Below are 22,036 nucleotides of genomic sequence, written 5' to 3'. Positions count from 1 at the left end.
TTATATCAAGATGTGATACAGTATAAGTGACAATTGAATTATGTAAAGTAGGTGAAAATGTGTGAAGACAAATGTACATAAAGTTGATAAGTGGGGGAAGTTAGGAGCCTTTTTGTATCAGTTTCGTTATACAGTAATTGTAGCGTTACTGTTGCTCGCAATCGCACTTGGGATTTTTGCTCCAAAGCTACCGGGAGTATTAGGTGGTGACGGTTTCCAAACGGAAGGCGACTATCAAAAAACGAAAGAAATTTTAGATAAAGATTTTAAGAAGTCTCAAGATACGCTGCTGCTCGTTTTTGAGAAAAATAAAGATGCTTCGCATGAGGAATTTAAAAAGCGAATAAATGAAATTGTAAAGAATGTTCAAGAGAAAGAGAACTATGAATCTTTCCATCACCCAATCCAAAATAAAGAAATGCTACAAGATGACATCGGCTATGCGACAATTTTATTTTCCGGGAAAACAAATAAGGAACGAATGGAAAAGACATTACAATTTGCTGATGAGATTGAGAAAGAAAGTAATATAGCATTAAAAGTAACACCTACAGGGTTTCCGAAAATTAATCAAGAGATTAATGAAAGAACGCAAAATGATTTAAAAGTAGCAGAGATGATTGGATTACCAATTGCGTTTCTTGTATTACTATTTTCGTTTGGTAGTCTTTTGGCATCAATTTTACCGATTTTGAATGGGGCGCTTAGTGTTATTAGTACGATGGGTATATTGTATTTCATCGGTGTTGATAAAGAACTATCTATTTTCGTGTTAAACGTTGCACCGATGATTGGACTTGCATTATCTATTGATTTTGCGCTATTATTTGTGAACCGTTTTCGAGAGGAAGTTGCTAAACGAACGGTAAAAGAAGCGATAGCAATTACATATCAAACGGCAGGACGTGCGATTGTATTTTCAGGATTATGCGTATTTGTTGGGTTATCCGGTTTGTTTTTCTTTAAGATAGATTATATTCAATCTGTCGCGATTAGCGGAATGATTGTTGTCATTATGAGTATTTTATTCTCACTCACACTTCTTCCAGCACTATTATCGTTAATCGGTAAAAGAATATTAAAAAAGAATCAAGTAGCACATACGCCGGCAAAAGCATGGCGTAAATTTGCACAATTTGTGATGAAACATCCAATTGCAATGATTATTGTTGTTACAACATTTATTGTTATTTGCTTATTACCGTTACGTACAGCTAATTTGCAGTTCCCTGGTGTTGAAGCTTTACCTGAAAAGAGTGATACAAGGATTGCATATGAAAAGTATGAAGAAGCATTTAATGAAACTGTCAAAACACACGCTGATGTTACATTAGTTGTAGAGACGAAAAAAGATATGAAAGAAAAAGAAAGTCTACAAAAGATAGAAGAAGTCGTTCAAAAGTTAAAAGATGATAAGAAAGTACATGAAGTAAGAAGTTTATACGACGGGTTAACTGGAATGAAAGCAGATCAAGTTGTTGGAATGTTGCAGTCGCCAGAATCAGCGAAACTAACTCCTGTATTTGAAGCATACACGCAAGGGAATAAGACGACGATAGAAATCTTTTTGAAAACAAAACCACGTACAGAGACTGCAAAACAGTGGGTACGTGACTTTAAAAAGAACTATAAAGAAACGGATGTTACGTATTATCTAGGCGGAATGACGACGTTTCAACAAGAATTAGAAGATGAAATTAAAGATAAAGTTGTAATTGGTATGTCTGTTATATTTGGATCGACCTTTGTTATATTATTATTTGCATTCCGATCTATACTCATTCCAATTAAGGCAATTGTTATGAATATACTTAGTTTAAGTGCAACCATTGGAATTGTTGTTTGGTTATTTGAAGGTGGTCATTTCGGTTTAGAAGCAAGTCCGGTTCTGTTTGTCTTACCAATCTTCATTTTTGGCCTCGTATTTGGGCTTAGTATGGATTATGAAGTATTTCTTATTTCACGTATTCATGAGCTCTATGAAGAAACAGGAGATAACGATCAAGCAACGTTAGAAGGGCTCGTTTCAACAAGTAGAATTATTACATCAGCTGCTTTAATAATGATTGTCGTAACTGGTGCATTCGCATTTACTGATATTTTACCAGTAAAGCAGATGGGTCTTGGCGTTGCATTAGCAATATTTCTTGATGCAACAATTATTCGTCTTATGCTCGTACCAAGCTTAATGAAGTTATTTGGAGACTGGAACTGGTGGTTACCATTTCGAAAAAAAAGAGAAAAAGCATCATAAAAAATGCTCATCAATATGATGAGCATTTTTTATGAATAGCAAAGCCTACATTTTGCAAATAGTATGTGATAAGAACATTACATAATGAGTAGGTGAAGGCAATGTTTCGTTATTTTAAGTTTAAGTTAAATGATACAGTACAGTTTGCCGAGAACGATGGGCATATGTATCGCATTGTCGGTTATCGGTTAGAAAAAGGGTTTTATCCAAAAGATGAATGGACTCATATCATTTATGAACTACTTAGAGAATTTGACGGGTATACGATGGATGCAGAAGAGGAAGAACTTGTAAAGGTCGTTCAAGTAGAGGATGAGTATTACAAAATACAAGAAGTATCAGGTTATCGCTATCCAGTAAAAATGAAACAAAAACAACAAGTGATGAAAATAGAAAAGATGGACGATTTATTAGATGCTTACAATGATTATAAAAGGTTGGCGGATTTCTTTAAAGATTTATCGTATGAACAAAAAGCTGAAGAAGTATTGTTAGAAATGAAAAGACTTAGAGCTTGAGGGGCAGTCTATTATAAGACTGTCCTCTATTTTTGACGGTGCATCAAAGTGTGTTTTCCGTTACAATGAGAGAATCAATAGAAATAAGGTGATAAACAGTATGGAAACAAAGAAAAAGGGTGAATGGTGTGAAATTACCGTTCCAGCTAAATGGAATGGTATAAGTATTGAATCGGTATTAAAAGTAGAATGGGAAATACCGAAAAAGCTATTACATCAGCTTCGTATGGAAAAAGGTGTTACGGTTAACGGGGAACAAAGAAGATGGAATGAGCTTTTAAAAGAGAACGATAAGTTACAAGTCCATATGTTTGCGGAGGAAGAGTACGGTGTAGATCCAGAATATGGTGAATTACATGTAGTATACGAAGATGATCACGTACTTATCGTAAATAAACCAGAGCAAATGGACACGCACCCTGCTGAAAAAGGTGGAACCGGGACGCTTGCAAATCTTGTTGCTTTTCATTTTCAAATGCAAGGTTTAGAGACCAAGGTGCGTCATATTCATCGTCTAGATAAAGATACGACAGGTGGTGTCGTGTTTGCTAAGCATAGAATTGCTGGTTCAATTATGGATCGCTTATTAATGGAAAGAAAAATTAAAAGAACGTACGCAGCGCTCGTTGAAGGGAAAGTAAAGAAGAAAAAAGGAAAGATTGATGCTGCTATCGGAAGGGATCGCCATCATGCTACAAGGCGTCGTATTTCTCCAAAAGGTGACCAAGCTATCACATATTATAAAGTAGAAAAGTATTTTAAGAAGCAAAACACGACTTTCGTAACGTTACAATTAGAAACGGGTAGAACACATCAAATTCGTGTTCATATGAGTCATAATGGTAATCCATTAGTTGGGGATGTATTATATGGTGGACAAACAAAATATATGTCCAGTCAAGCATTGCATGCGATGAAGATAAATTTCTTGCATCCAATTACGAAAGAAGCGATTGAAGTTGATGTGCCGTTTCCTACAAAGTTAAATAATAAAATAAAAGAATTTCAAAAAGAAAATGCGTAAAGTATAAGTTTTAACTTGAAAAAAGTAGATTTTTGCAGGGATTTCTCTAAAAGAAGCGAAGCCGTTAAGAGAAAAGAGAGGTGAGAATCACTTGATTAAATATAAGTATGTACTGGGAATATTTTTCGCTTGTCTTTTACTTACTCTATTTCTCTATCCCTATTTACCAAATCGTATGGCAGTACATTGGAATGTAAATGGTCAGCCAAACGAGTTTATGAGTAAACAAGTCGTTGTAGCATTTATTCCCTGTTTTATTATTTTTTCATATGGATTTTTGTATATTATTTCACATAATATATTTAAGTTTAATGAAAGAGAGCATGGTATTATAGGCGGATTTATAAAGAAAATTACGTTATTTATGTTGTTTATTCATACGCTTATCCTCTTTATTAATTTTGGGGATTTGATATCCTTTCAAACAGGATTAACGATTGGGATTAGTATGTTTCTTTTTATGCTGAGTAAAGAATTTAAGAAAATAAAAGGCAAAGAAAAAGAAAAAGATCCAATTAAATTACAAAAAATTTGTTTAGTGAGTAGACGGATTTTTCAAGTGATGGCATGTGGCATATTGTTTTCATTGTTTTTGAACTTAGAGTGGGGATTTTATGTATTGCTTAGTGTAATAAGCTGTGGATCTATGTTGTTTATGTTATATATTTTCTATTCATACATAATAGAAAGCTATGAAACTTAAAAAAGAGTCTTCTCATTATGAGAAGACTCTTTTAATCTATTTACTTCGTAATAAATTGTTGTGTCCAGTAGTTGCCGCTTTCTACATAACCAACACCGATGTGAGTGAAGCCGTTATTTAAGATGTTTGCACGGTGTCCAGCGCTGTTCATCCAAGCTTGTACTACTTCTTCAGGTGTACGTTGACCTTGAGCGATGTTTTCACCTGCAGATGTATAAGAAATACCAAATTTCTTCATCATGTCAAACGGAGACCCGTATGTAGGGCTGTTATGATCAAAGTAGTTGTTTTTTTGCATATCTTCAGACTTAATACGTGCTACTTTGCTTAATTCAGTATCGATTTTTAGTGCTGGTAAGCCTTGTTTTGCACGCTCAGCGTTTGTTAATTCAACAACACGTTGTTCAAACTCGCTTAAAGATTTTGCTTCTTCAGCAGGCTTTTGCTCAGCTGGTTTTTGCTCAGCTGGTTTTTGAGTATTGTTGTTTTCAGCAGGCTTTTGAGCTTCTGGTTTTTGAACTTCTTCAGCAGGCTTTTGCTCGACAGGTTTTTGCTCAACTGGCTTTTGAGTTTCTGGCTTAGCTGTTGGTTGCTCAGTTACAACATTTTCAGTAGGTTGTTGACCAGGAATGAAGCAGTTTGGTTGGAAGTTTCCTTGTTGCCATTGTGCTAATGATTCAACTCCCATAGATTGTAAGAATGCTTGTAATTCTTGTTGGCTCATTTGTTTCATCATTACTTTTGAATGCTGAATATTTTGAACCTTTACGTTAGATGGTTGTACTGTTGCAGCTTGTGCATCTAGAGAAGATACTCCTAAAGTAAGAGCTGTTGCAGCAGCTACAGATAATAAAACACGCTTTTTCATGATGTGTGTCCCCCTATATAAAGTTTTAATTTGTTTTCACACGATTTGTTTTTGACAGCCTGTCTGACTGACAAATTCATCGTAGCATACAATTTGCGAGAAAAAAGATGGAAAAAAATTCATAGACTTTAAAATTACCTAATTTATCCTAAGAGAAGAAGGGAGTAAAAATAAGAGAAATATAGAGTATAAAAGGAATTTATAGTGTTTTTATACTTGGTTTTAAGAGGGGATTTTTGGATAAAGTTACCTAAATAGAAAATGAAGAATCCTATTGTATCAATGGTTTGAACGATTTTTTGAGGAATATAATGGATTGATTTTTACAAAACTGTAATGTTTCTGTTGTTCTTTTTTATAATAAAGTAACATATTTTTAATGTTGTAGCAGACAAAAAAGCGGCTATCTCTTTACATAGACGAAGGAGATAGCCGTTTTCCTATTATTACGTATGTTACGAGTTAGTTTCAATTGCTTCTAATAATAAATCCACAATGTGAATTCCTCTCATTTTATGAGAAAGCCCTTCTCGCTCAATGCCCAATTTCATTTGTAATAAACAACCTGGATTTGCAGTAACAATGGTTGCTGCTTCTGTTTCATGCACACGGTCCATTTTGTAATCTAGAAATTCCATTGATAACTCTGAATGAACAATATTGTAAATACCAGCAGAGCCACAGCAGCGGTCGGCATCTTTCATTTCTCGATATGTTGCACCTTGGATAGCCTCTAGTAACATACGAGGTTCAGAAGATGTGCGCATAACATTGCGTAAATGACAAGAGTCTTGATACGTAATAACCTGCGGCGTGAGTCGTAAGTCAGTTCGCTTATGGAAGTCTAGTTCTACTAGTATAGCAGTAATATCTTTAATTTTAGAAACAAACTGCTTAGCACGTTCAGCCCAATCCGGATCATCCTTTAAAAGATAATCATAGTCTACAAGATAAGCCCCGCAACCACCTGCATTCGTAATAATATAATCGATGTTTAAATTTTCGAATGCTTTTATATTTCGCTTTGCTAATTCTTTTGCTCCACTCTTTTCACCAGCATGTCCATGCAATGCACCGCAGCAACTTTGTGTTTTCGGAATAACGATATCACAACCAGCTAATTGAAGAAGTTTCATCGTTGCATTATTTGTTTCTAAAAACATCGTATCCATTAAGCAGCCTGTAAAGAATGCAACTTGTTTTTTCTTTGTACTTTCTGCAGGTAAAAATGAAGGACGATCTTTCATCGCTTTCATTTTAGGGACTTTTGGTAAAACGAGATCCATCGTTGCAAGGGTTTCAGGGAATAACTTCATAATCCCTGTTTTATGTGTTAGCGTTTGTAAACCAGAACGTTGATAAAATCCGATTAGTCCAGTTAATGTTCTCATTCGATTTTGATGGGGGAATAATCCTTCAAAAACGACTTTTCGAACAGCTTTCACTGGCACTGAGAATTTTTTATTTTGATTAATAATATCACGAGCTTCTTCTAATAAATGTCCATAATTTACACCAGATGGACAAACAGGCTCACAAGCACGGCAACCAAGACAAACGTTTAATGTATTTTCAACATCTTCATCTGGTTCGATTAAACCATCAACGACTGCTTTCATTAATGCAATACGTCCGCGCGGTGAATGTGACTCTTTATATCCGGATTGAATGTAGGTAGGACAAGTAGGTAAACAAAAACCGCATCGCATACAGTTTAGTAATTCATCTTCACTTAATCGTTCTTTAAATTCTTTTTGAATATTTTCTTTATTTAATGTGGTCATCGCTCAACCACCACTCTTTTTCGAGTGTCTTTCGCGAACATTTTTCCAGGATTCATAATGTTATTTGGATCGAAAGCTTGCTTTATTCCTTGCATAGCTGCAATACCTTCTTTACCTAATTTCATTTCTAAATATGGAGCTTTCATTGCACCAACACCATGTTCACCAGTAATTGTGCCACCAAGTTCAATTGCTTTCGCAAATATTTCGGCAAAAGCTTGCTCAGCTCGGTGCATTTCTTCTGCATTACGAGCGTCTGTCATACAAGTTGGATGTAAATTACCATCACCAGCATGTCCAAACGTACAAATAGGAATATTATATTTTTTTGCAATGGCATTAATAGCTTCAACCATCGGAGCGATTTGTGAACGTGGTACAGTCGCATCTTCTAATATTGTAGTAGGTTTTAATCGTGCGAGCGCTGATAGAGCACTACGACGAGCGGTACGAAGCGCATCTGCTTCTGTTTCACCTTTTGCAACGCGAACATCAACCGCATTCATAGAGTGACAAACGTTAGCCATTTTTTCAATATCTCGATTGACTACTTCGGGCGGACCGTCTTGCTCGATTAATAAAATTGCTTTTACATCTGTAGGTAAACCGATTTGTGCAAACGCTTCTACTACTTCAATTGTCGGTTGGTCTAAAAACTCCAGTGTTGCTGGAATGATTTTATTTGCAATAATAGAAGAAACAGCACGTGCAGCTTCATTAATATCTTCATATAGTGCAAGCATTGTTTTCTTTGTTTCAGGCATAGGAACAAGTTTTAATATAGCTTCTGTTACCACGCCAAGTGTTCCTTCAGAACCGATAAATAAACGAGTTAAATCGTAACCAGCTACATCTTTTGCTAATTTACCACCAGTGCGAATAATATCGCCATTTGGTAAGACAAGTTCAAGCCCCATTACATAATCACGTGTTACGCCATATTTCAAACCGCGTAATCCACCTGAGTTTTCATTAATATTACCGCCGATTGTAGAAATTTTCATCGAGCTTGGATCTGGTGGATAAAATAAACCTTTTTCTTCTACCGCTTTAATAATATCAAGTGTAATGACACCAGCTTGTACAGTAATTGTTAAGTTTTCTTCATCAATTTCTAAAATATTGTTCATATGGCGGAAAATAAGGACGATACCGCCTTCAAGTGGACATGTTCCTGCGCAAAGATTTGTTCCAGACCCGCGCACATACACAGGGATTTTGTGAGTGTTACATACTTTTAACACTTCAGCTACTTCATTTGTATTACGAGGAGCAATGACTGCATCAGGCATTGCTTGGAAGTTTGGAGTGGCATCATAACTATAAGTTAAACGCCCCATATTGGATGTATCTACATTATCTTCGCCAACAATAGATACGAATGAATGAATAATTTGTTTGTCTAACATTGGAAATCCCCCTCAAACTGTTAACGTGTTTAGTTATAATAAACAACGTGGTAACAGTGCTTTCATTATAATGATAAAAAAGTCGAGGGATTCTTTCTATGTATAATCATCTAAAGATTAATCTGTTTTATCATTCTTTTTTGTATAATTATCTAATAGGAGAAGTGCGAAGTACAAAACGTTTAAGTCTTTGAATTGTTTTGGATCAAGTCCTGTATGTTCTTCAATCTTTTTTAGCCTGTAATGTAATGTGTTAATGTGTATATGTAATTGTTTAGCCGTCTGTTTATAAGATTGGTTATAATCGATAAATAAGCGTAAAGTTTGCATAAGCTCAGGAAATGATAATAAGTTTTCGATGGTACGCTCTAGAAATTGTTCACGCGTTTCGACAGAAATATCTTGTAAACACATTTCTAAACGTAAATCTTCATTAAATACAATTTTTTTCGTCTCCAATGATACAGAAAGGGCGCGTAATGCTTGTTCGTAACATATGCTCATATTGTTTGGGGTAACTGTTTGTCCAATCCCTATATATAAAGGAATAGAAAATAAAGTTTCGCAGTCTTGTTTTAACCGTTTTAAAAATTGATAAGTTTGTTCTTTGGAGCTCATCGCTGTAAATAAAATAAAACGATCATTTCCCCAGCGAACAAATAGATGCTCTTTTGTTAAAATATTACGTATGTGTTGCCATATTTTACGCTGGAGCATCGTGTCATTTTTGCCAATAGAAAACAAAATAAGTTGTTTTTTCTTATATAAATCAATGCCAAGTGTTTTGGCGCGATCAAGAAAACTTGGAGACCACTCTGTATTTTGAAGCCAATCAAAGACAAAAGCTTCATAAGAACGGTGCTCAAGTTCTAGTTGCTCTAAAAAGTAGTTTTCATGAATTAATAATTCGGTCATCTTACGCAATATTTCTCCGTAGCGTGAAATATTTTCAGGTTCTCCTGTAATTCCAATGACACCAATTACTTCATCATGAAATAATAAAGGAAGATTCATCCCAGCCTTTACACCTTGCAATCGCCTTTCATCTTCTTTTGTAATGATGACGGTTTTCTTTTGTTTGGCACAGCGGAGTGCACCTTCATGAAATTGACCAATTCTTTCTGTATCTGTACTTGCGATAATAACGCCTTCTATATTAATGATAATAATATTTTCTGTAATTAGTCTGCGTACTTCTCGTACAATTTTATTCGCTAAATCAGGAAATAGCATAATTGACACACCTCAAATTCTATTTGTTGTACATTATATATGTAAATTGAGTAAGAAAGGGAAATTTCACACTTTCCACACATTTATTTGTTATTTTACAATTATAACGAAATCATCCGAAGATGGAGGGAATCTTTTGAGAAAGTATGTTTTTCTTCTCTGTTTTTTATTTCTACTAGTAGGGTGTCAAGGAAGTTCATATACACCAATTGCTAAAGATAAAAATGTTATTATAACTACGAATATAAAAGAAGGCAGCATTAGTTTTATTGATAAAAAAGATAAAAAGTTAATTACGACATGGGAACTAAATGAGCCAATGGCCGGAATCACACTGCTTCCAAATGGCGATGAAATACTTGTATACGGTAAGCAATTAGAATATATGTATGTATATTCACTAGCGGAAGGAAGGCAAGTGGGAAAATATAAAACTGGAAAGGGCATTGTAAATGTGGTCGTATCAGCAGATAAAAAACAATTATTTGCTGCTGATCAAAATGTTCAAAAGGTAAGGTTCTTTACGATAAATGGGAAAGAGACAGGAAATGTTTCAACAGGAAAAGGGCCTATAACGATGGTAGAGTATCAGAATCGGTTATCTGTACTAAACTTTTATGATACGAAACTAACGACAATTGATACGAAGAAAAAAGAAGTTATTCAATCCTTTATGATTCCGCCAGCATCAACAGGAGCGACGATTAGTCCTGATGGGAAAGAAATATGGATTGGCGGACATGGTGATGGAAATCAAGTAAATGAGAAAGTGTTAGTGTATTCTTTACAGAGTGGAGAAATGGTGCGTTCTTTACACGCTCCATTTATGCCTGTGAATATAACGAGGGATAGTAAGTACGTATATGCACTCAGTCATGGGTCGAATACACTTAGAAAGTTTGATATTAGAACATATAAAGAAATAGCTTCTGTAGAAGTAGGGTCGAATCCATTTGCATTTTTTGAGAGCGGAGCAGAAGGGTATGTAGCCAGTTATGATAGTGATGAAGTGTGCGTTATAGATATGAAGAATTTGAAAATAAAACAAACAATTAAAGTCGGAAAAGGACCGTTTCAACTCATAGAGAGGGAAGGGAAGGACAATGAATAAATATAGAGTGCTAGTTGTAGATGATGAAAGTGATATGAGACAGCTTGTTGGAATGTATTTGGATAACTTTGGATATGAGTGGGGAGAAGCTGAGAATGGAAAAGAGGCTCTTAAAAAACTAGAAACGGATCATTATGATTTCGTTGTATTAGATATAATGATGCCAGAAATGGATGGACTTTCAGTTTGTAAAGAAATTAGAAAAACGTCAGATGTGCCGATTATATTTTTAACGGCAAAAGGTGAAGAGTGGAATAGGGTGAACGGCTTACGTATGGGAGCAGATGACTATATTGTAAAACCGTTTAGTCCTGGTGAATTGGTTGCCCGTATGGAAGCTGTGCTAAGAAGATATACAAAGCAAGAACAGCAAGAAGAGATTCAATTTGGACCAATTCTTATCAATGAAAAAAGTAGACGAATAGAGGCGGATGGTGAGTCGATTTCTCTTACTGTAAAAGAGTTTGATTTATTATATTTTCTTTGCCAACATACAGGACAAGTATTTAGCCGGGAGCAATTACTTGAAAAGGTATGGGGATATGATTATGCCGGAAGTACAAGAACGGTAGATACGCATGTGAAAACGATGCGCTTGAAGCTTGGAGAAAGTGGAAACTACATTCAAACTGTTTGGGGTGTAGGCTATAAATTTGAGGTGTAACGTATGTTTACGATGGTACAAAAACTTTGGCTTACAGTAGTATGTGCAGTATGTGTAACAGTGTCCTTTCTTTATTTCGTATCTTTATACTCGTATGAAAAATTATACGTTGATAATTTAAAAGCTTCGTTAGTAATGGAAGGAAAAAGTCTTGCTGCTCAATATGATAAGAGTGAAGGAATATCAACTTTTGAAGAGAAAGTAAGATCGTTTGATCAAATATCTAGTTCAGACGTTATTTTCGTGTCTAATCCGCGTGATTTAAGCGCATGTTTGCCTTTTGATGTGCATCATCATTCTCTTATAAGTGAAGGAGATAGGCAAACGCTATTAGACGGGAAAACTGTGACAAAAATAGGATATGAAGAACATTTTGACCGTAATATTATGGGGGTTGTCATCCCTGTATTGGAAAATAAAAAATTAGTCGGAATTGTCTATTCGTATATTCCTTTAAAAAGTATAAAAGATTTAATCTATGATATGGGTCTTATTTTAGCACCGTTAGCAATTGCTATGATTTTAATTACGATATGGGTTGGAAGGAAAATTATAATTGCAATTACGAAGCCACTTTCGCAAATGGAGCGGGTTGCAAATCATTTGGCTACGGGAGATTTTTCGGAGCGGATTACAGTTTCTTCAGAGGATGAAATTGGACGATTAGGAAAAGCATTTAATAAAATGGCAAATTCATTAGAAACAGAAGATGTAAAGCGTAAGGAATTTTTAGCAAATGTTTCGCATGAACTTAGAACACCACTTAGTTATATAAAAGGGTATAGCGAGGCTATTTTAGATGGTGTTGCAAAGGGACCGCAACAGGAAAAAGTAACGCAGCTAATTCATAAAGAAGCAGGTCGTATGCAGCGTCTCGTTCATGACTTGTTAGACTTAGCACAATTAGAAGGTGAGCACTTTCCGTTAAAGAAGCAACCTATCGTTTTTTCACAGCTGATTGAAGACGTATTAGATACGTATGAGATTAAGTTTATAGAAAAGGAAATTCATATTTCAACTAATTTAAATCCAGAGGTCATTGTCATGATTGATGAAGATCGTATGCAACAAGTGCTTCATAATGTGTTAGATAATGCGATACGGTATACAAATCAAAAAGGAAATATCGTTATAACTTTAGAGCAAATCGATGATTACTGTGAATTAAAAATAAAAGATACAGGAATTGGTATTGATATAGAACATTTGGAGAATCTTGGAGAACGCTTTTACCGAGTTGATAAAGCGAGAAGTCGTCAACATGGTGGAACAGGTTTAGGCCTTGCTATTGTGAAACAAATTGTTCATATACATGGTGGACAGTGGAAAATTGAAAGTGAAAAAGATAAGGGAACAACGGTTATTATTAAACTGAATGTACAGGATGAGGGGAGCATGTTCTAATTTTTAGGACATGTTCTTTATATTGAAGAAAATATTTATCCCGATATTCGCCGGGCAGTAAGACCCTCACCTCAAAATTCAACGGAAGCAAAGAAGTTAGGTGGAGGCCCTGCTGCCCGTAAAAGTCCGATTCGTGAGGGCTAATAATCAGTGGGCGATGAACAAAACCCCCACTGATTAAAGTTTCACTTTATACGTAAAAATATAAATTAATATGTAATAAATATCGAAAATTTGACTATTTTATGAACAAAACATTTGTACTTCTTATCAATTCGGTCTAAAATAGTTATGATGCAAAGTTCTTATAAATCGTTTCAATTGTTGTTTGGAAGATACTGAGGTGATTTAACTGGAGTACAAATCTATTAAACCGAAAAAAATTTACGAAGAAGTATCTGAAGCTATTTTAACAATGATTAAAAATGGTACGTTAAAACCTGGTGACAAACTACTCCCTGTGCATCAATTAGCTGAGCAGTTTCAAGTTGGCAGATCTGCTGTTCGTGAAGCGCTAAGTGCGCTAAGAGCGATGGGCTTAATTGAGATGAAACAAGGAGAAGGTACATATGTGAAGAACTTCGATTCTTCTTCATTAACGAAATCATTAAACAATAGATTATTAATGAAGAAAGAAGATATTTTGAATTTATTAGAAGTACGAAAGGTGCTTGAAGTGGGGGCAGTTCGAGTAGCGGCGGCAAAACGTACGGAAGATAATTTACAAAATATGAAACATTGGTTAGATGAAATGGCAAAGAGCATTGGAGATGAAAAGGCTGGCGAAAAAGCCGATTTTCAATTTCATATGGGAATTGCAGAGTCTTCGCATAATAACATTTTGCTTGAACTCATGAATCATGTTTCAGAGATGATTGCTGAAACAATTGGTGAATCAAGACGCATTATTTTATATGGTGAACAAACGACATCAGAACGACTTATAGAAGAGCATCAAGTTATATATGATGCGGTGTTAAAACAAGATGTAGAATTAGCGCAGCAAGCAATGCTAGATCATTTAACAAATGTAGAACATATTGTCACAGGTAAAAACGATATAAATTCGTAATTTAATCTTTTAAAAATTTAATTTTCTGATAAAATAGAGAAAGATTAAGTAAGCGTTTTCTTTAGAAGAGGGAGAGGATAGGCCATGGTTGAGCCTATTTCTTCTCTACTAAGTCATCTGATGACCATATGTTTGTTGGTGAAGTTGTAAAAAGGGGGAGTAATAGTTATGAAAGTTACTTTATTTGTTACTTGTTTAGTCGATATGTTTGAAACAAATGTCGGCAAAGCAACAGTTGAAGTGTTGGAGCGTTTAGGTTGTGAAATTGAATTTCCAGAAGCACAAGTTTGTTGTGGTCAGCCTGCTTATAATAGCGGCCATGTAGAAGCAGCAAAAGAAGCGATGAAACATATGATTGAAACTTTCGAAGATGCAGAATATATTGTTACGCCATCTGGTTCTTGTGCGACAATGTTTCATGAGTATCCGCATGTTTTCAAAGATGATCCAAAGTGGGCTAAACGTGCACAAAAAGTTGCTGATAAAACTTATGAATTTACACAGTTTATTGTAGATGTTTTAAAAGTTACAGATGTTGGTGCAAGTTTACCAGGGATAGCTACTATTCATAAATCATGTCATATGACGCGTATGCTTGGAGTAAAAGAAGCACCAGGAATTTTATTATCAAATGTAAAAGGATTAACTGTGAGAGATTTGCCAAACGTGCAAAATTGTTGCGGGTTTGGGGGAACGTTTTCAGTTAAGATGACTCCAATTTCTGAGCAAATGGTAGACGAAAAAGTAGATAGTGTCATGGAAACAGGTGCAGATTATTTAATCGGTGCAGATTGTGGGTGTTTGTTAAACATTGGCGGACGTATTGAGCGTTTAGGAAAAGAAGTAAAAGTAATGCATATTGCTGAGGTACTGAATAGTCGCTCATGAAGGGGGAACATAAGCTATGTCTATGAAAATCAGTGAGAAAAAATTTAATGATCGCGTTGGTGATGGAATTCAAGATTCGTTTATGCGCGGAGCAGTATCTTCTGCACAAACGCGTTTATATACGAATCGCTTAAAAGCTGCAGATGAATTAGGAAACTGGGAAGAGTGGCGTGAACTAGGTGAACAAATTCGTCAACATACGTTAGAAAATCTGGATTATTACTTAATGCAGTTAAGTGAAAATGTATCAAAAAGAGGCGGACACGTGTACTTTGCGAAGACGAAAGAGGAAGCTGCAAAGTATATTCAAGACGTTGCCAAAAAGAAACAAGCGAAAAAAGTAGTAAAATCAAAGTCGATGGTAACAGAAGAAATTAGTATGAACCATGCGCTTGAAGAGATTGGCTGTGAAGTGTTAGAGAGTGACTTAGGAGAGTATATCTTGCAAGTAGATAACGATCCACCTTCACATATTATTGCACCTGCACTTCATAAAAATAGAACGCAAATTCGCGATGTATTTAAAGAAAAGCTAGGCTATGAAAATTCTGATGACCCATATGAAATGACAAAGTTTGTTCGTAAACAACTTCGTGAGAAATTTATGGATGCAGAAATTGGTGTAACTGGTTGTAACTTTGCTGTTGCAAATACTGGATCTCTTTGTTTAGTAACGAATGAAGGTAATGCAGATCTTGTTATGTCAATTCCTAAAACACAAATTGCGGTAATGGGTATGGAACGTATGGTTCCGACAATGGAAGAATTAGATGTTTTAGTTGGTTTACTATGTCGTAGTGCAGTAGGTCAAAAATTAACAAGTTATGTAACAGTAGCAGGACCAATTCAAGAAGAGGAAGTTGATGGACCTGAAGAATTCCATTTAGTGGTTGTTGATAATGGTCGCTCTCAAATTCTTGGATCTGAATTCCGTTCCGTATTACAATGTATTCGTTGCGCTGCTTGTGTTAACGTATGTCCTGTATATCGTCACGTTGGTGGACATTCATATGGATCGATTTACTCAGGACCAATCGGTGCGGTATTAACACCGCTTCTAGGTGGATATGATGATTACAAAGAGCTTCCTTATGCATCTAGTTTATGCGGAGCATGTACAGAAGCTTGTCCAGTAAAAATTCCATTGCATGATTTATTATTAAAACATCGTCAAGTCATCGTTGAGCAAGAAGGTCGTGCACCACTTGCAGAAAAACTAGCGATGAAAATGTTTAGTATGGGTGCTTCTTCAGCTGCTTTATATAAAATGGGTTCAAAAATGGCACCAGCGGCAATGAGTCCATTTACATCTGGTAATCGTGTATCAAAAGGTGTTGGACCACTTAAAAACTGGACGGATATTCGTGAATTCCCAGCTCCAAGTAAAGAACGATTCCGTGATTGGTATAAAGATCATAAGAAAGGCGGGGATAAATAATGACAGGATTAATTCAAAACCGTGATGCCTTTCTAGATAACATTGCAAAAGAACTTGGGCGCGCACGTAAAACAGAAGGTGTAGAGCGTCCAGTATGGAAAAGTAATGTGAATATAGAAACGTTAAAAGATTATTCACAAGAAGAATTACTAGAAGTGTTTAAAAAGCAATGTACAAACATTCATACAACTGTAGTAGAAACGACAAATGACCGTTTAGGTGAAGACCTTCAAAAAGTAATCATGGAAAACGGCGGGGGACCTATTTTATTATCAGCAGATGATCGTTTTGATGCATATGGTTTAACATCTTTATTTAAAGAAGAACTTCCAAAGCGAGACGTTGAAGTAAACGTATGGGATCCAGAGAGAAAAGACGAAAATATGCGTTTAGCTGAAAAAGCGAATATTGGTATTGCATTTAGTGATTATACATTAGCCGAATCTGGTACAATTGTTGTACAAAGTCATAAAGGGCAGGGACGTTCTTTACACTTTTTACCGACTGTATATTTTGCTATTATTCCACGTGAAACACTTGTGCCTCGTATTACACAAGCAGTTCAGGATATGAACTCACGCGTAGAAAATGGGGAGACAGCGGCATCTTGTATTAACTTTATTACAGGGCCAAGTAACTCGGCTGACATTGAGATGAATCTTGTTGTCGGAGTACATGGACCATTAAAAGCAGTATATTTCATCGTATAAAAGAGGGGAAAGCAGGCCGGAAAATGGCCTGCTTTTTTAGTAGAATAAAGGATAATATGAAGTAGAAGTTCTCTCCTTTTTTTGCTATGTTTTTTTGGAAAGGAGAGGAAGGGATGTTCACTTATTTATATGCACTGTTAGCAGGGATGGTGTTTGGTTCTTTTTTTATGTTAGTTGCGGTGAGGGTTCCATTAGGTGCGTCTATTATTACCCCGCGTTCACATTGTTATTATTGCAAATATGTGCTAAGGCCAAAAGAACTAATCCCCATCATTTCATTTTATATACAAAGAGGCTGTTGTACGAATTGTAAGAGGAAAATTCCAATTATATATGTAGCATTTGAATGTATAACAGGAAGTATATTTCTTCTTACCGTGTATATGATTGGAATAGAACGAGAACTTATTATCATTTTATCCCTTTTTTCGCTACTTCTTATTATTTCAGTTACAGATTACTTATATATGTTAATTCCTGATTGTATTTTAATTTCGTTTGCCGTTTTACTCATTCTCGAAAGTATTTTTGTACAATTAGTTACTTGGACAGATAGTATAGTTGGTAGTGGTGTTATATTCCTTTTGTTATATTGCATGCAAAAGATATATCCAGAAGGGCTTGGCGGAGGAGATATAAAACTACTTTCGTTACTTGGTTTTATAGTAGGAGTGAAGGGAGTTTTTATCGTTTTATTTTTAGCATCTTGTTTTAGTCTTTGTTTTTTCGGGATTGGTATCGTATTAAAACGTATAGAAGTAGGAAAGCCAATTCCATTTGGTCCTTTTATTAGTCTTGGGGCAATGTGTTATGTATTGGCCGCATATTCAAATTAGAGAGGGAGTCAAAAATGAACGTATATATGGATGATCAAAGAAGTTGCCCGTTCGGGTATGTGTCCGCAACTACGGTAGAATGTGCCTTGCAAATGGTTCGGAATTATGATGTGAATATTCTTTCCCTTGATTTTAATATGGGGTGGAGAGCAAAAAATGGACTAGATTTTGTAGAAGCTTTTTGTACAGAGGGATTATATGTGAATGAAATTCACCTTCATACGAATGATGTCATCGGTATGCACAAGATGAAACAGAGAATGGATAAGGGAAAAGAAGAAGGAGAAATTAATCCTCACCTTGTTGTTAAATACGTGGGAAGCTAAAAACTCCAAAGTAAAACTTTGGAGTTTTTAATGTTTCATATGTGCTTGTAAAGGAATAATCTCTTCTTGTTGAGCTGCTGCGATTTCAGTTTCTTCCTGTTGAACTTCAGGTGTTTTCTTTGTTAAGTAGTGGTATACCATACCGACAAATACTGATCCGCCAATAATGTTACCGATTGTAACAGGAATTAAGTTATGAATAGCACCTGAAAAAGAAATTGTCTCAGGATGCGGTGAAACTAAAGATAAAGCAAAGAGTGATAAGTTTGCAATACTATGTTCGTAACCAGATAAGAAGAATGTGAAAACAAGTAGCATCATGACTATTATTTTTGCTGTGTCACCTTTAACCTGAGAAGGTAAGAAACAAGCAAGACATACGAGCCAGTTACATAAAATGGCTTTAAAGAATAACTGCATTGTAGGTGTGTTCATCTTTCCTTCAACGACTTTACTCATTAAGTGACCGTGATCAATTGCTTCAAAAATTCCAGTTGCGTAAAATAGTAAGGCAAAGAATAACGCGCCGGCTAAGTTACCTGCATAACAAGCAACCCAGTTACGTAGTGTATCAGAAATCGTTGTTTCTTTTCTTAAAGTTGCTACAGTAAAGTACATTGTGTTCCCAGTAAACAATTCAGCACCGCCATATATAATAAGTACGAGAGCAATCCCGAAAAACATAGAAGCAGCTAAATAAGTTGCTGGTGAATCTGCAATGTGAAAAAAGTTACCTAATTTAAAACATAGTACAATAATAAAACCGATATAAATACCCGCAAGTGCAGCACGAATGAAATATTGCATTGGGTTTGTATCTAGTATTTTCTTTTTGCTTTTAGCCAGTTTGACAACATAATCTAGTCCTTGTTCTAGCATGAGTAATACGCTCCTTTAGTAAATCTTCTATAAATACTCCTTATATAAATAAAGTACATGGAATTGTTCTCACTTTCAATAAGTTTGTGCAATGTTTCACAAAAAGGACATACATACATTAAGAAAGCGTTTACAAAAGGTAGTATAATGGAATTTTTTCTGGACATTGGGAGGAAGAAAGAAAAAGAAAAAGCGCTGTAATTACAGCGCTTTTTCGTCTAAATTCTTTTCTACTTTTACTTCTACTTCTTTTGAGAAGAACCAACCACCAACTGCGATTCCGACTAATACAATCCAGAATGTAAGCTTCCACGGAGTGGATTCTGGGAATGAATGTGGAATTACATTTAATGCAGGGTGTGCTAATGTATAAACTGCTAGCTTCACACCAACCCAACCTACAATTAAGAATGCTGCGGTTTCAAGTCCTGGTTTACGTTTTAAGATTTGTACGAAAGCAGTTGCTGCAAATCGCATAATGATTAATCCGATAAGTCCACCTACAAAGATAACAGCGAATTGTCCAGTATCAAGACTACCAATTGTACCTAATCCTGTTTTTGGTAAAGTCATTGCTAGTGCAACAGCAGCTAAAATTGAATCAACTGCGAAGGCGATATCAGCAACCTCAACTTTAAATACAGTCCACCAAAAGTTCTCTTGTTTTTTCTTTGCTTCTTTTTCTTCTGTTTCTTCATCTGTGTTCTTTTTAACATATGTTTTAAATAAGTGATTACCAGCGATAAACATAAGGTAGATGGCACCGATTGCTTGCACTTGCCATACATCGACTAAGAACGAAATCATAAATAACGATCCAAATCGGAAAACAAATGCCCCCGCTAATCCATAAAATAGTGCTTTCTTTCGTTTTTCTTCTGGTAAATGTTTTACCATAATTGCAAGAACAAGAGCGTTATCAGCTGCTAAAATCCCTTCAAGTGCAATTAGGATGAGTAATACCCAACCATACTCCAATAATAATGATACATCCATGTACATTCTCCTCTCATTTCTATAAGTTCTAAATAAGTGAAGAATTTCCCCACTATTTAGTTTCCCCATACTCCTGCCTATTAACTTTGGAAGAATCTGGAAGTGAATGCAAAAAAGACCTCTGCCGTTAATAGGCAAAGGTCTTGCTAGACATATGTAATAAAAAATGCCAACAAAGCCGGAAGAACTAAGTTCTACGTAATGACGACTTTGTTTCCAAGAAATATTCTTGGACGCTACTCCCCTTTGGAGATATGTTATTGTATTCTCATTATATGGATAATTTATACGGTTGTCAACCTGTTAAAATATCTTCATTCGGATATTTTATTTTCAGGTTCTTTTTACGAGCAAATGAAAAAGCCAATGTTAAAGGACCCATTTTCCCGAAAAACATCATAAAGATAATAATAGCTTTTCCGATTATAGTTAAGTGGGGTGTTAAATTCATACTGAGGCCAACAGTCCCAAATGCTGAAAATACTTCGAAAGCACTCATCAATAGAGGAACTCGCTCAGTAATACTCAAAATTAAAATAGCAAAAAAGATAAATGAAATTGAAATAATAGTAATGGTTAATGATTTGACAATGAGAGTATCTTTAATGGATTTTTTAAATACGACAATATCCTCTTGTTGTTGTAAAAATTTAAATACGCCAAAAAATATGATTAAAAATGTTGTTAACTTAATCCCACCACCAGTTGAAGCGCTACCAGCACCAATAAACATAAGGAGCATCATTAATAGGAGAGAAGGTTTTGACAATGTAGAAATATCAACAGTATTAAACCCGGCAGTTCGCGTTGAAATTGCTTGAAAATAAGAGGCCAATCCTTCTTCAAATGGGGTAAAACCTCTCATAGAAAGGGAGTTATGGAACTCGAATATAAAAATAAAAAGGGTAGCAATAATGTTGACGATTAGAGTAGAAGAGAGCATAAGTTTTGAATGTAGTGTAAGGTTTTTAAAGTTTTTCTTTCTTTTTATGTCTACGATTACTGTAAAACCAATTCCACCTAAAATGATGAGAGAGGAAATGACGAGATTGACAAGAATGCTATGAGAATGGGACATTAAATTATCGCTCCACACAGAAAAGCCAGCATTGTTAAAGGCTGAGATTGAATGGAAAAAACTATAATAGATCCCTTTCATAACCCCATATTTTGGTACCCATTCAAAAGAAAGAATTATAGTAGCGATACATTCGACTGTAAAAGAGAATAAAAATAATGCTTTGGCAAGACGGATGATGCCGCCGATATTCGTTTGATTTAATGCTTGTTGCAGTAAAATTCGATTTTGAAGACCGATTTTTCTTCCGAGCATAATCGCAATTAAGACAGCAAAGCTCATAATGCCAAGCCCGCCAACTTGTATAAGCGTTAAAATGACACATTGTCCAAACAAAGTAAATACTTTTCCAGTATCTACAACACCAAGCCCAGTAACAGTACAAGCGGAAACGGTTGTAAATAAGGCATCGAGCCATGAAATGGACGTTGTCGTAGCAATGGGTAGTTTTAATAAACATGTGCCGACAACTGATAATACAAGAAAAGACAAAGTAAGAACGCGGGGAGGGCTCATGCTAATATTAATCCGTTTCATTTTACAGATCGCTCCTTTCGTTTTGATTAGTATGTGAAAAAGCACCATTATGTATGTTGAAAATAGAAAGAGGCAGAGAATATCTGCCTCTAAGCCATATGTTATATTATTATCCACGTAATTGTTGTTGAGCTAAAGCAACAAGGCGTTTTGTTACTTCACCGCCAACTGAACCGTTAGAACGAGATGCTGTATTAGATCCTAAGCTTACACCAAATTCTTGTGCAATTTCATATTTAAATTGTTCAAGTGCTTGTTCTGCACCTGGAACTAATAATTTGTTTGTTTTTACCATGTTGATACA

The 22,036-nt window shown here is 35.5% G+C and carries 21 protein-coding genes and 1 riboswitch; of the genes, 13 read left to right on the top strand and 8 right to left on the bottom strand.

Annotated features, from left to right (window positions below; all coding sequences use genetic code 11):
* Positions 1 to 61: 61 nt before the first annotated feature.
* The 4 genes from M1D66_RS20415 (at position 62) to M1D66_RS20400 (ending at position 4,499) form a co-directional block, all read left to right on the top strand.
* Entirely contained in the window at positions 62 to 2,254 is a 2,193-nt protein-coding gene (locus M1D66_RS20415) for an MMPL family transporter (protein ID WP_212126005.1), read from the top strand.
* 101 nt (positions 2,255 to 2,355) lie between these two features.
* On the top strand, positions 2,356 to 2,772 hold the full coding sequence (locus M1D66_RS20410) for a hypothetical protein (RefSeq protein WP_000490301.1): 417 nt from the start codon (positions 2,356 to 2,358) through the stop codon (positions 2,770 to 2,772).
* Positions 2,773 to 2,872: 100 nt separating this feature from the next.
* Complete coding sequence (locus M1D66_RS20405) at positions 2,873 to 3,796, top strand: RluA family pseudouridine synthase (RefSeq protein WP_000448349.1); 924 nt, start codon at positions 2,873 to 2,875, stop codon at positions 3,794 to 3,796.
* Positions 3,797 to 3,887: 91 nt separating this feature from the next.
* On the top strand, positions 3,888 to 4,499 hold the full coding sequence (locus tag M1D66_RS20400) for a DUF1648 domain-containing protein (RefSeq protein ID WP_006917704.1): 612 nt from the start codon (positions 3,888 to 3,890) through the stop codon (positions 4,497 to 4,499).
* A 40-nt stretch (positions 4,500 to 4,539) separates the two neighbouring features.
* Here M1D66_RS20400 and M1D66_RS20395 read toward each other — a convergent pair whose 3' ends face one another.
* From M1D66_RS20395 to M1D66_RS20380, 4 genes are all read right to left on the bottom strand, one after another.
* The gene (locus M1D66_RS20395; RefSeq protein ID WP_000747599.1) at positions 4,540 to 5,367 is read right to left on the bottom strand and encodes a CAP domain-containing protein; all 828 of its coding nucleotides are present in this window, start codon (positions 5,365 to 5,367) and stop codon (positions 4,540 to 4,542) included.
* A gap of 455 nt (positions 5,368 to 5,822) precedes the next feature.
* Positions 5,823 to 7,151, bottom strand: a complete 1,329-nt coding sequence (locus M1D66_RS20390; RefSeq protein ID WP_006917711.1) for a (Fe-S)-binding protein — start codon at positions 7,149 to 7,151, stop codon at positions 5,823 to 5,825.
* Positions 7,148 to 8,560, bottom strand: a complete 1,413-nt coding sequence (glcD, locus tag M1D66_RS20385) for a glycolate oxidase subunit GlcD (protein WP_061113680.1) — start codon at positions 8,558 to 8,560, stop codon at positions 7,148 to 7,150. Before glcD ends, M1D66_RS20390 begins: the two co-directional genes overlap by 4 nt.
* A gap of 117 nt (positions 8,561 to 8,677) precedes the next feature.
* Positions 8,678 to 9,802 carry a CdaR family transcriptional regulator gene (locus M1D66_RS20380; protein WP_116344942.1) on the bottom strand — a complete coding sequence of 375 codons (1,125 nt, stop codon included), beginning with the start codon at positions 9,800 to 9,802 and terminating at the stop codon, positions 8,678 to 8,680.
* Between the two features lie 127 nt (positions 9,803 to 9,929).
* Between M1D66_RS20380 and M1D66_RS20375 the strand changes: the two genes are divergently transcribed.
* The 9 genes from M1D66_RS20375 to M1D66_RS20335 all read left to right on the top strand — a co-directional run bounded on the left by M1D66_RS20375 (position 9,930) and on the right by M1D66_RS20335 (position 18,242).
* Positions 9,930 to 10,904: a YncE family protein gene (locus M1D66_RS20375; RefSeq protein WP_001234152.1), complete on the top strand. Its 975-nt coding sequence runs from the start codon at positions 9,930 to 9,932 to the stop codon at positions 10,902 to 10,904.
* Positions 10,897 to 11,568, top strand: coding sequence for a response regulator transcription factor (locus M1D66_RS20370; protein ID WP_001046397.1), 672 nt, complete (start codon positions 10,897 to 10,899; stop codon positions 11,566 to 11,568). The genes M1D66_RS20375 and M1D66_RS20370 overlap by 8 nt, the downstream gene beginning before the upstream one ends.
* Positions 11,569 to 11,571: 3 nt before the next feature.
* Positions 11,572 to 12,972, top strand: a complete 1,401-nt coding sequence (locus M1D66_RS20365) for a sensor histidine kinase (RefSeq protein ID WP_044306956.1) — start codon at positions 11,572 to 11,574, stop codon at positions 12,970 to 12,972.
* Positions 12,973 to 13,387: 415 nt separating this feature from the next.
* Complete coding sequence (locus M1D66_RS20360) at positions 13,388 to 14,044, top strand: FadR/GntR family transcriptional regulator (protein ID WP_000594450.1); 657 nt, start codon at positions 13,388 to 13,390, stop codon at positions 14,042 to 14,044.
* A 168-nt stretch (positions 14,045 to 14,212) separates the two neighbouring features.
* Complete coding sequence (locus M1D66_RS20355) at positions 14,213 to 14,932, top strand: (Fe-S)-binding protein (protein WP_000869148.1); 720 nt, start codon at positions 14,213 to 14,215, stop codon at positions 14,930 to 14,932.
* A gap of 16 nt (positions 14,933 to 14,948) precedes the next feature.
* The gene (locus M1D66_RS20350; protein ID WP_000061930.1) at positions 14,949 to 16,370 is read left to right on the top strand and encodes a LutB/LldF family L-lactate oxidation iron-sulfur protein; all 1,422 of its coding nucleotides are present in this window, start codon (positions 14,949 to 14,951) and stop codon (positions 16,368 to 16,370) included.
* Positions 16,370 to 17,080 carry a LutC/YkgG family protein gene (locus M1D66_RS20345; RefSeq protein WP_000147187.1) on the top strand — a complete coding sequence of 237 codons (711 nt, stop codon included), beginning with the start codon at positions 16,370 to 16,372 and terminating at the stop codon, positions 17,078 to 17,080. The genes M1D66_RS20350 and M1D66_RS20345 overlap by 1 nt, the downstream gene beginning before the upstream one ends.
* 113 nt (positions 17,081 to 17,193) lie before the next feature.
* On the top strand, positions 17,194 to 17,916 hold the full coding sequence (locus M1D66_RS20340) for a prepilin peptidase (RefSeq protein ID WP_000495725.1): 723 nt from the start codon (positions 17,194 to 17,196) through the stop codon (positions 17,914 to 17,916).
* 14 nt (positions 17,917 to 17,930) lie between these two features.
* On the top strand, positions 17,931 to 18,242 hold the full coding sequence (locus M1D66_RS20335) for a cyclic-phosphate processing receiver domain-containing protein (protein ID WP_001103771.1): 312 nt from the start codon (positions 17,931 to 17,933) through the stop codon (positions 18,240 to 18,242).
* Positions 18,243 to 18,269: 27 nt separating this feature from the next.
* Here M1D66_RS20335 and M1D66_RS20330 read toward each other — a convergent pair whose 3' ends face one another.
* From M1D66_RS20330 to M1D66_RS20315, 4 genes are all read right to left on the bottom strand, one after another.
* On the bottom strand, positions 18,270 to 19,121 hold the full coding sequence (locus tag M1D66_RS20330) for a formate/nitrite transporter family protein (protein WP_000893026.1): 852 nt from the start codon (positions 19,119 to 19,121) through the stop codon (positions 18,270 to 18,272).
* A gap of 201 nt (positions 19,122 to 19,322) precedes the next feature.
* Positions 19,323 to 20,117, bottom strand: a complete 795-nt coding sequence (locus M1D66_RS20325) for a TerC family protein (RefSeq protein WP_000383314.1) — start codon at positions 20,115 to 20,117, stop codon at positions 19,323 to 19,325.
* Between the two features lie 90 nt (positions 20,118 to 20,207).
* A riboswitch (yybP-ykoY riboswitch) is annotated at positions 20,208 to 20,374 on the bottom strand.
* Between the two features lie 38 nt (positions 20,375 to 20,412).
* Positions 20,413 to 21,732, bottom strand: a complete 1,320-nt coding sequence (locus tag M1D66_RS20320; RefSeq protein ID WP_000822361.1) for a TrkH family potassium uptake protein — start codon at positions 21,730 to 21,732, stop codon at positions 20,413 to 20,415.
* Between the two features lie 109 nt (positions 21,733 to 21,841).
* Positions 21,842 to 22,027 (bottom strand): alpha/beta-type small acid-soluble spore protein, encoded by a 186-nt coding sequence (locus M1D66_RS20315; protein ID WP_000241212.1) that lies wholly within the window; start codon positions 22,025 to 22,027, stop codon positions 21,842 to 21,844.
* Between the last annotated feature and the right edge of the window lie 9 nt (positions 22,028 to 22,036).

It is taken from the genome of Bacillus sp. PK6-16 (assembly GCF_056530295.1).
Note: the sequence above shows the minus strand (reverse complement) of the source record. Positions and strands in the feature narration are given on the sequence as shown.

Coding starts and splice junctions, on each gene's coding strand:
- M1D66_RS20410 (WP_000490301.1), top strand. CDS start 2,356: ATGTTTCGTTATTTTAAGTTTAAGTTAAATGATACAGTACAGTTTGCC.
- M1D66_RS20405 (WP_000448349.1), top strand. CDS start 2,873: ATGGAAACAAAGAAAAAGGGTGAATGGTGTGAAATTACCGTTCCAGCT.
- M1D66_RS20395 (WP_000747599.1), bottom strand. CDS start 5,367: ATGAAAAAGCGTGTTTTATTATCTGTAGCTGCTGCAACAGCTCTTACT.
- M1D66_RS20390 (WP_006917711.1), bottom strand. CDS start 7,151: ATGACCACATTAAATAAAGAAAATATTCAAAAAGAATTTAAAGAACGA.
- glcD (WP_061113680.1), bottom strand. CDS start 8,560: ATGTTAGACAAACAAATTATTCATTCATTCGTATCTATTGTTGGCGAA.
- M1D66_RS20370 (WP_001046397.1), top strand. CDS start 10,897: ATGAATAAATATAGAGTGCTAGTTGTAGATGATGAAAGTGATATGAGA.
- M1D66_RS20365 (WP_044306956.1), top strand. CDS start 11,572: ATGTTTACGATGGTACAAAAACTTTGGCTTACAGTAGTATGTGCAGTA.
- M1D66_RS20360 (WP_000594450.1), top strand. CDS start 13,388: ATGATTAAAAATGGTACGTTAAAACCTGGTGACAAACTACTCCCTGTG.
- M1D66_RS20355 (WP_000869148.1), top strand. CDS start 14,213: ATGAAAGTTACTTTATTTGTTACTTGTTTAGTCGATATGTTTGAAACA.
- M1D66_RS20350 (WP_000061930.1), top strand. CDS start 14,949: ATGTCTATGAAAATCAGTGAGAAAAAATTTAATGATCGCGTTGGTGAT.
- M1D66_RS20345 (WP_000147187.1), top strand. CDS start 16,370: ATGACAGGATTAATTCAAAACCGTGATGCCTTTCTAGATAACATTGCA.
- M1D66_RS20340 (WP_000495725.1), top strand. CDS start 17,194: ATGTTCACTTATTTATATGCACTGTTAGCAGGGATGGTGTTTGGTTCT.
- M1D66_RS20335 (WP_001103771.1), top strand. CDS start 17,931: ATGAACGTATATATGGATGATCAAAGAAGTTGCCCGTTCGGGTATGTG.
- M1D66_RS20330 (WP_000893026.1), bottom strand. CDS start 19,121: ATGCTAGAACAAGGACTAGATTATGTTGTCAAACTGGCTAAAAGCAAA.
- M1D66_RS20325 (WP_000383314.1), bottom strand. CDS start 20,117: ATGGATGTATCATTATTATTGGAGTATGGTTGGGTATTACTCATCCTA.
- M1D66_RS20320 (WP_000822361.1), bottom strand. CDS start 21,732: ATGAAACGGATTAATATTAGCATGAGCCCTCCCCGCGTTCTTACTTTG.
- M1D66_RS20315 (WP_000241212.1), bottom strand. CDS start 22,027: ATGGTAAAAACAAACAAATTATTAGTTCCAGGTGCAGAACAAGCACTT.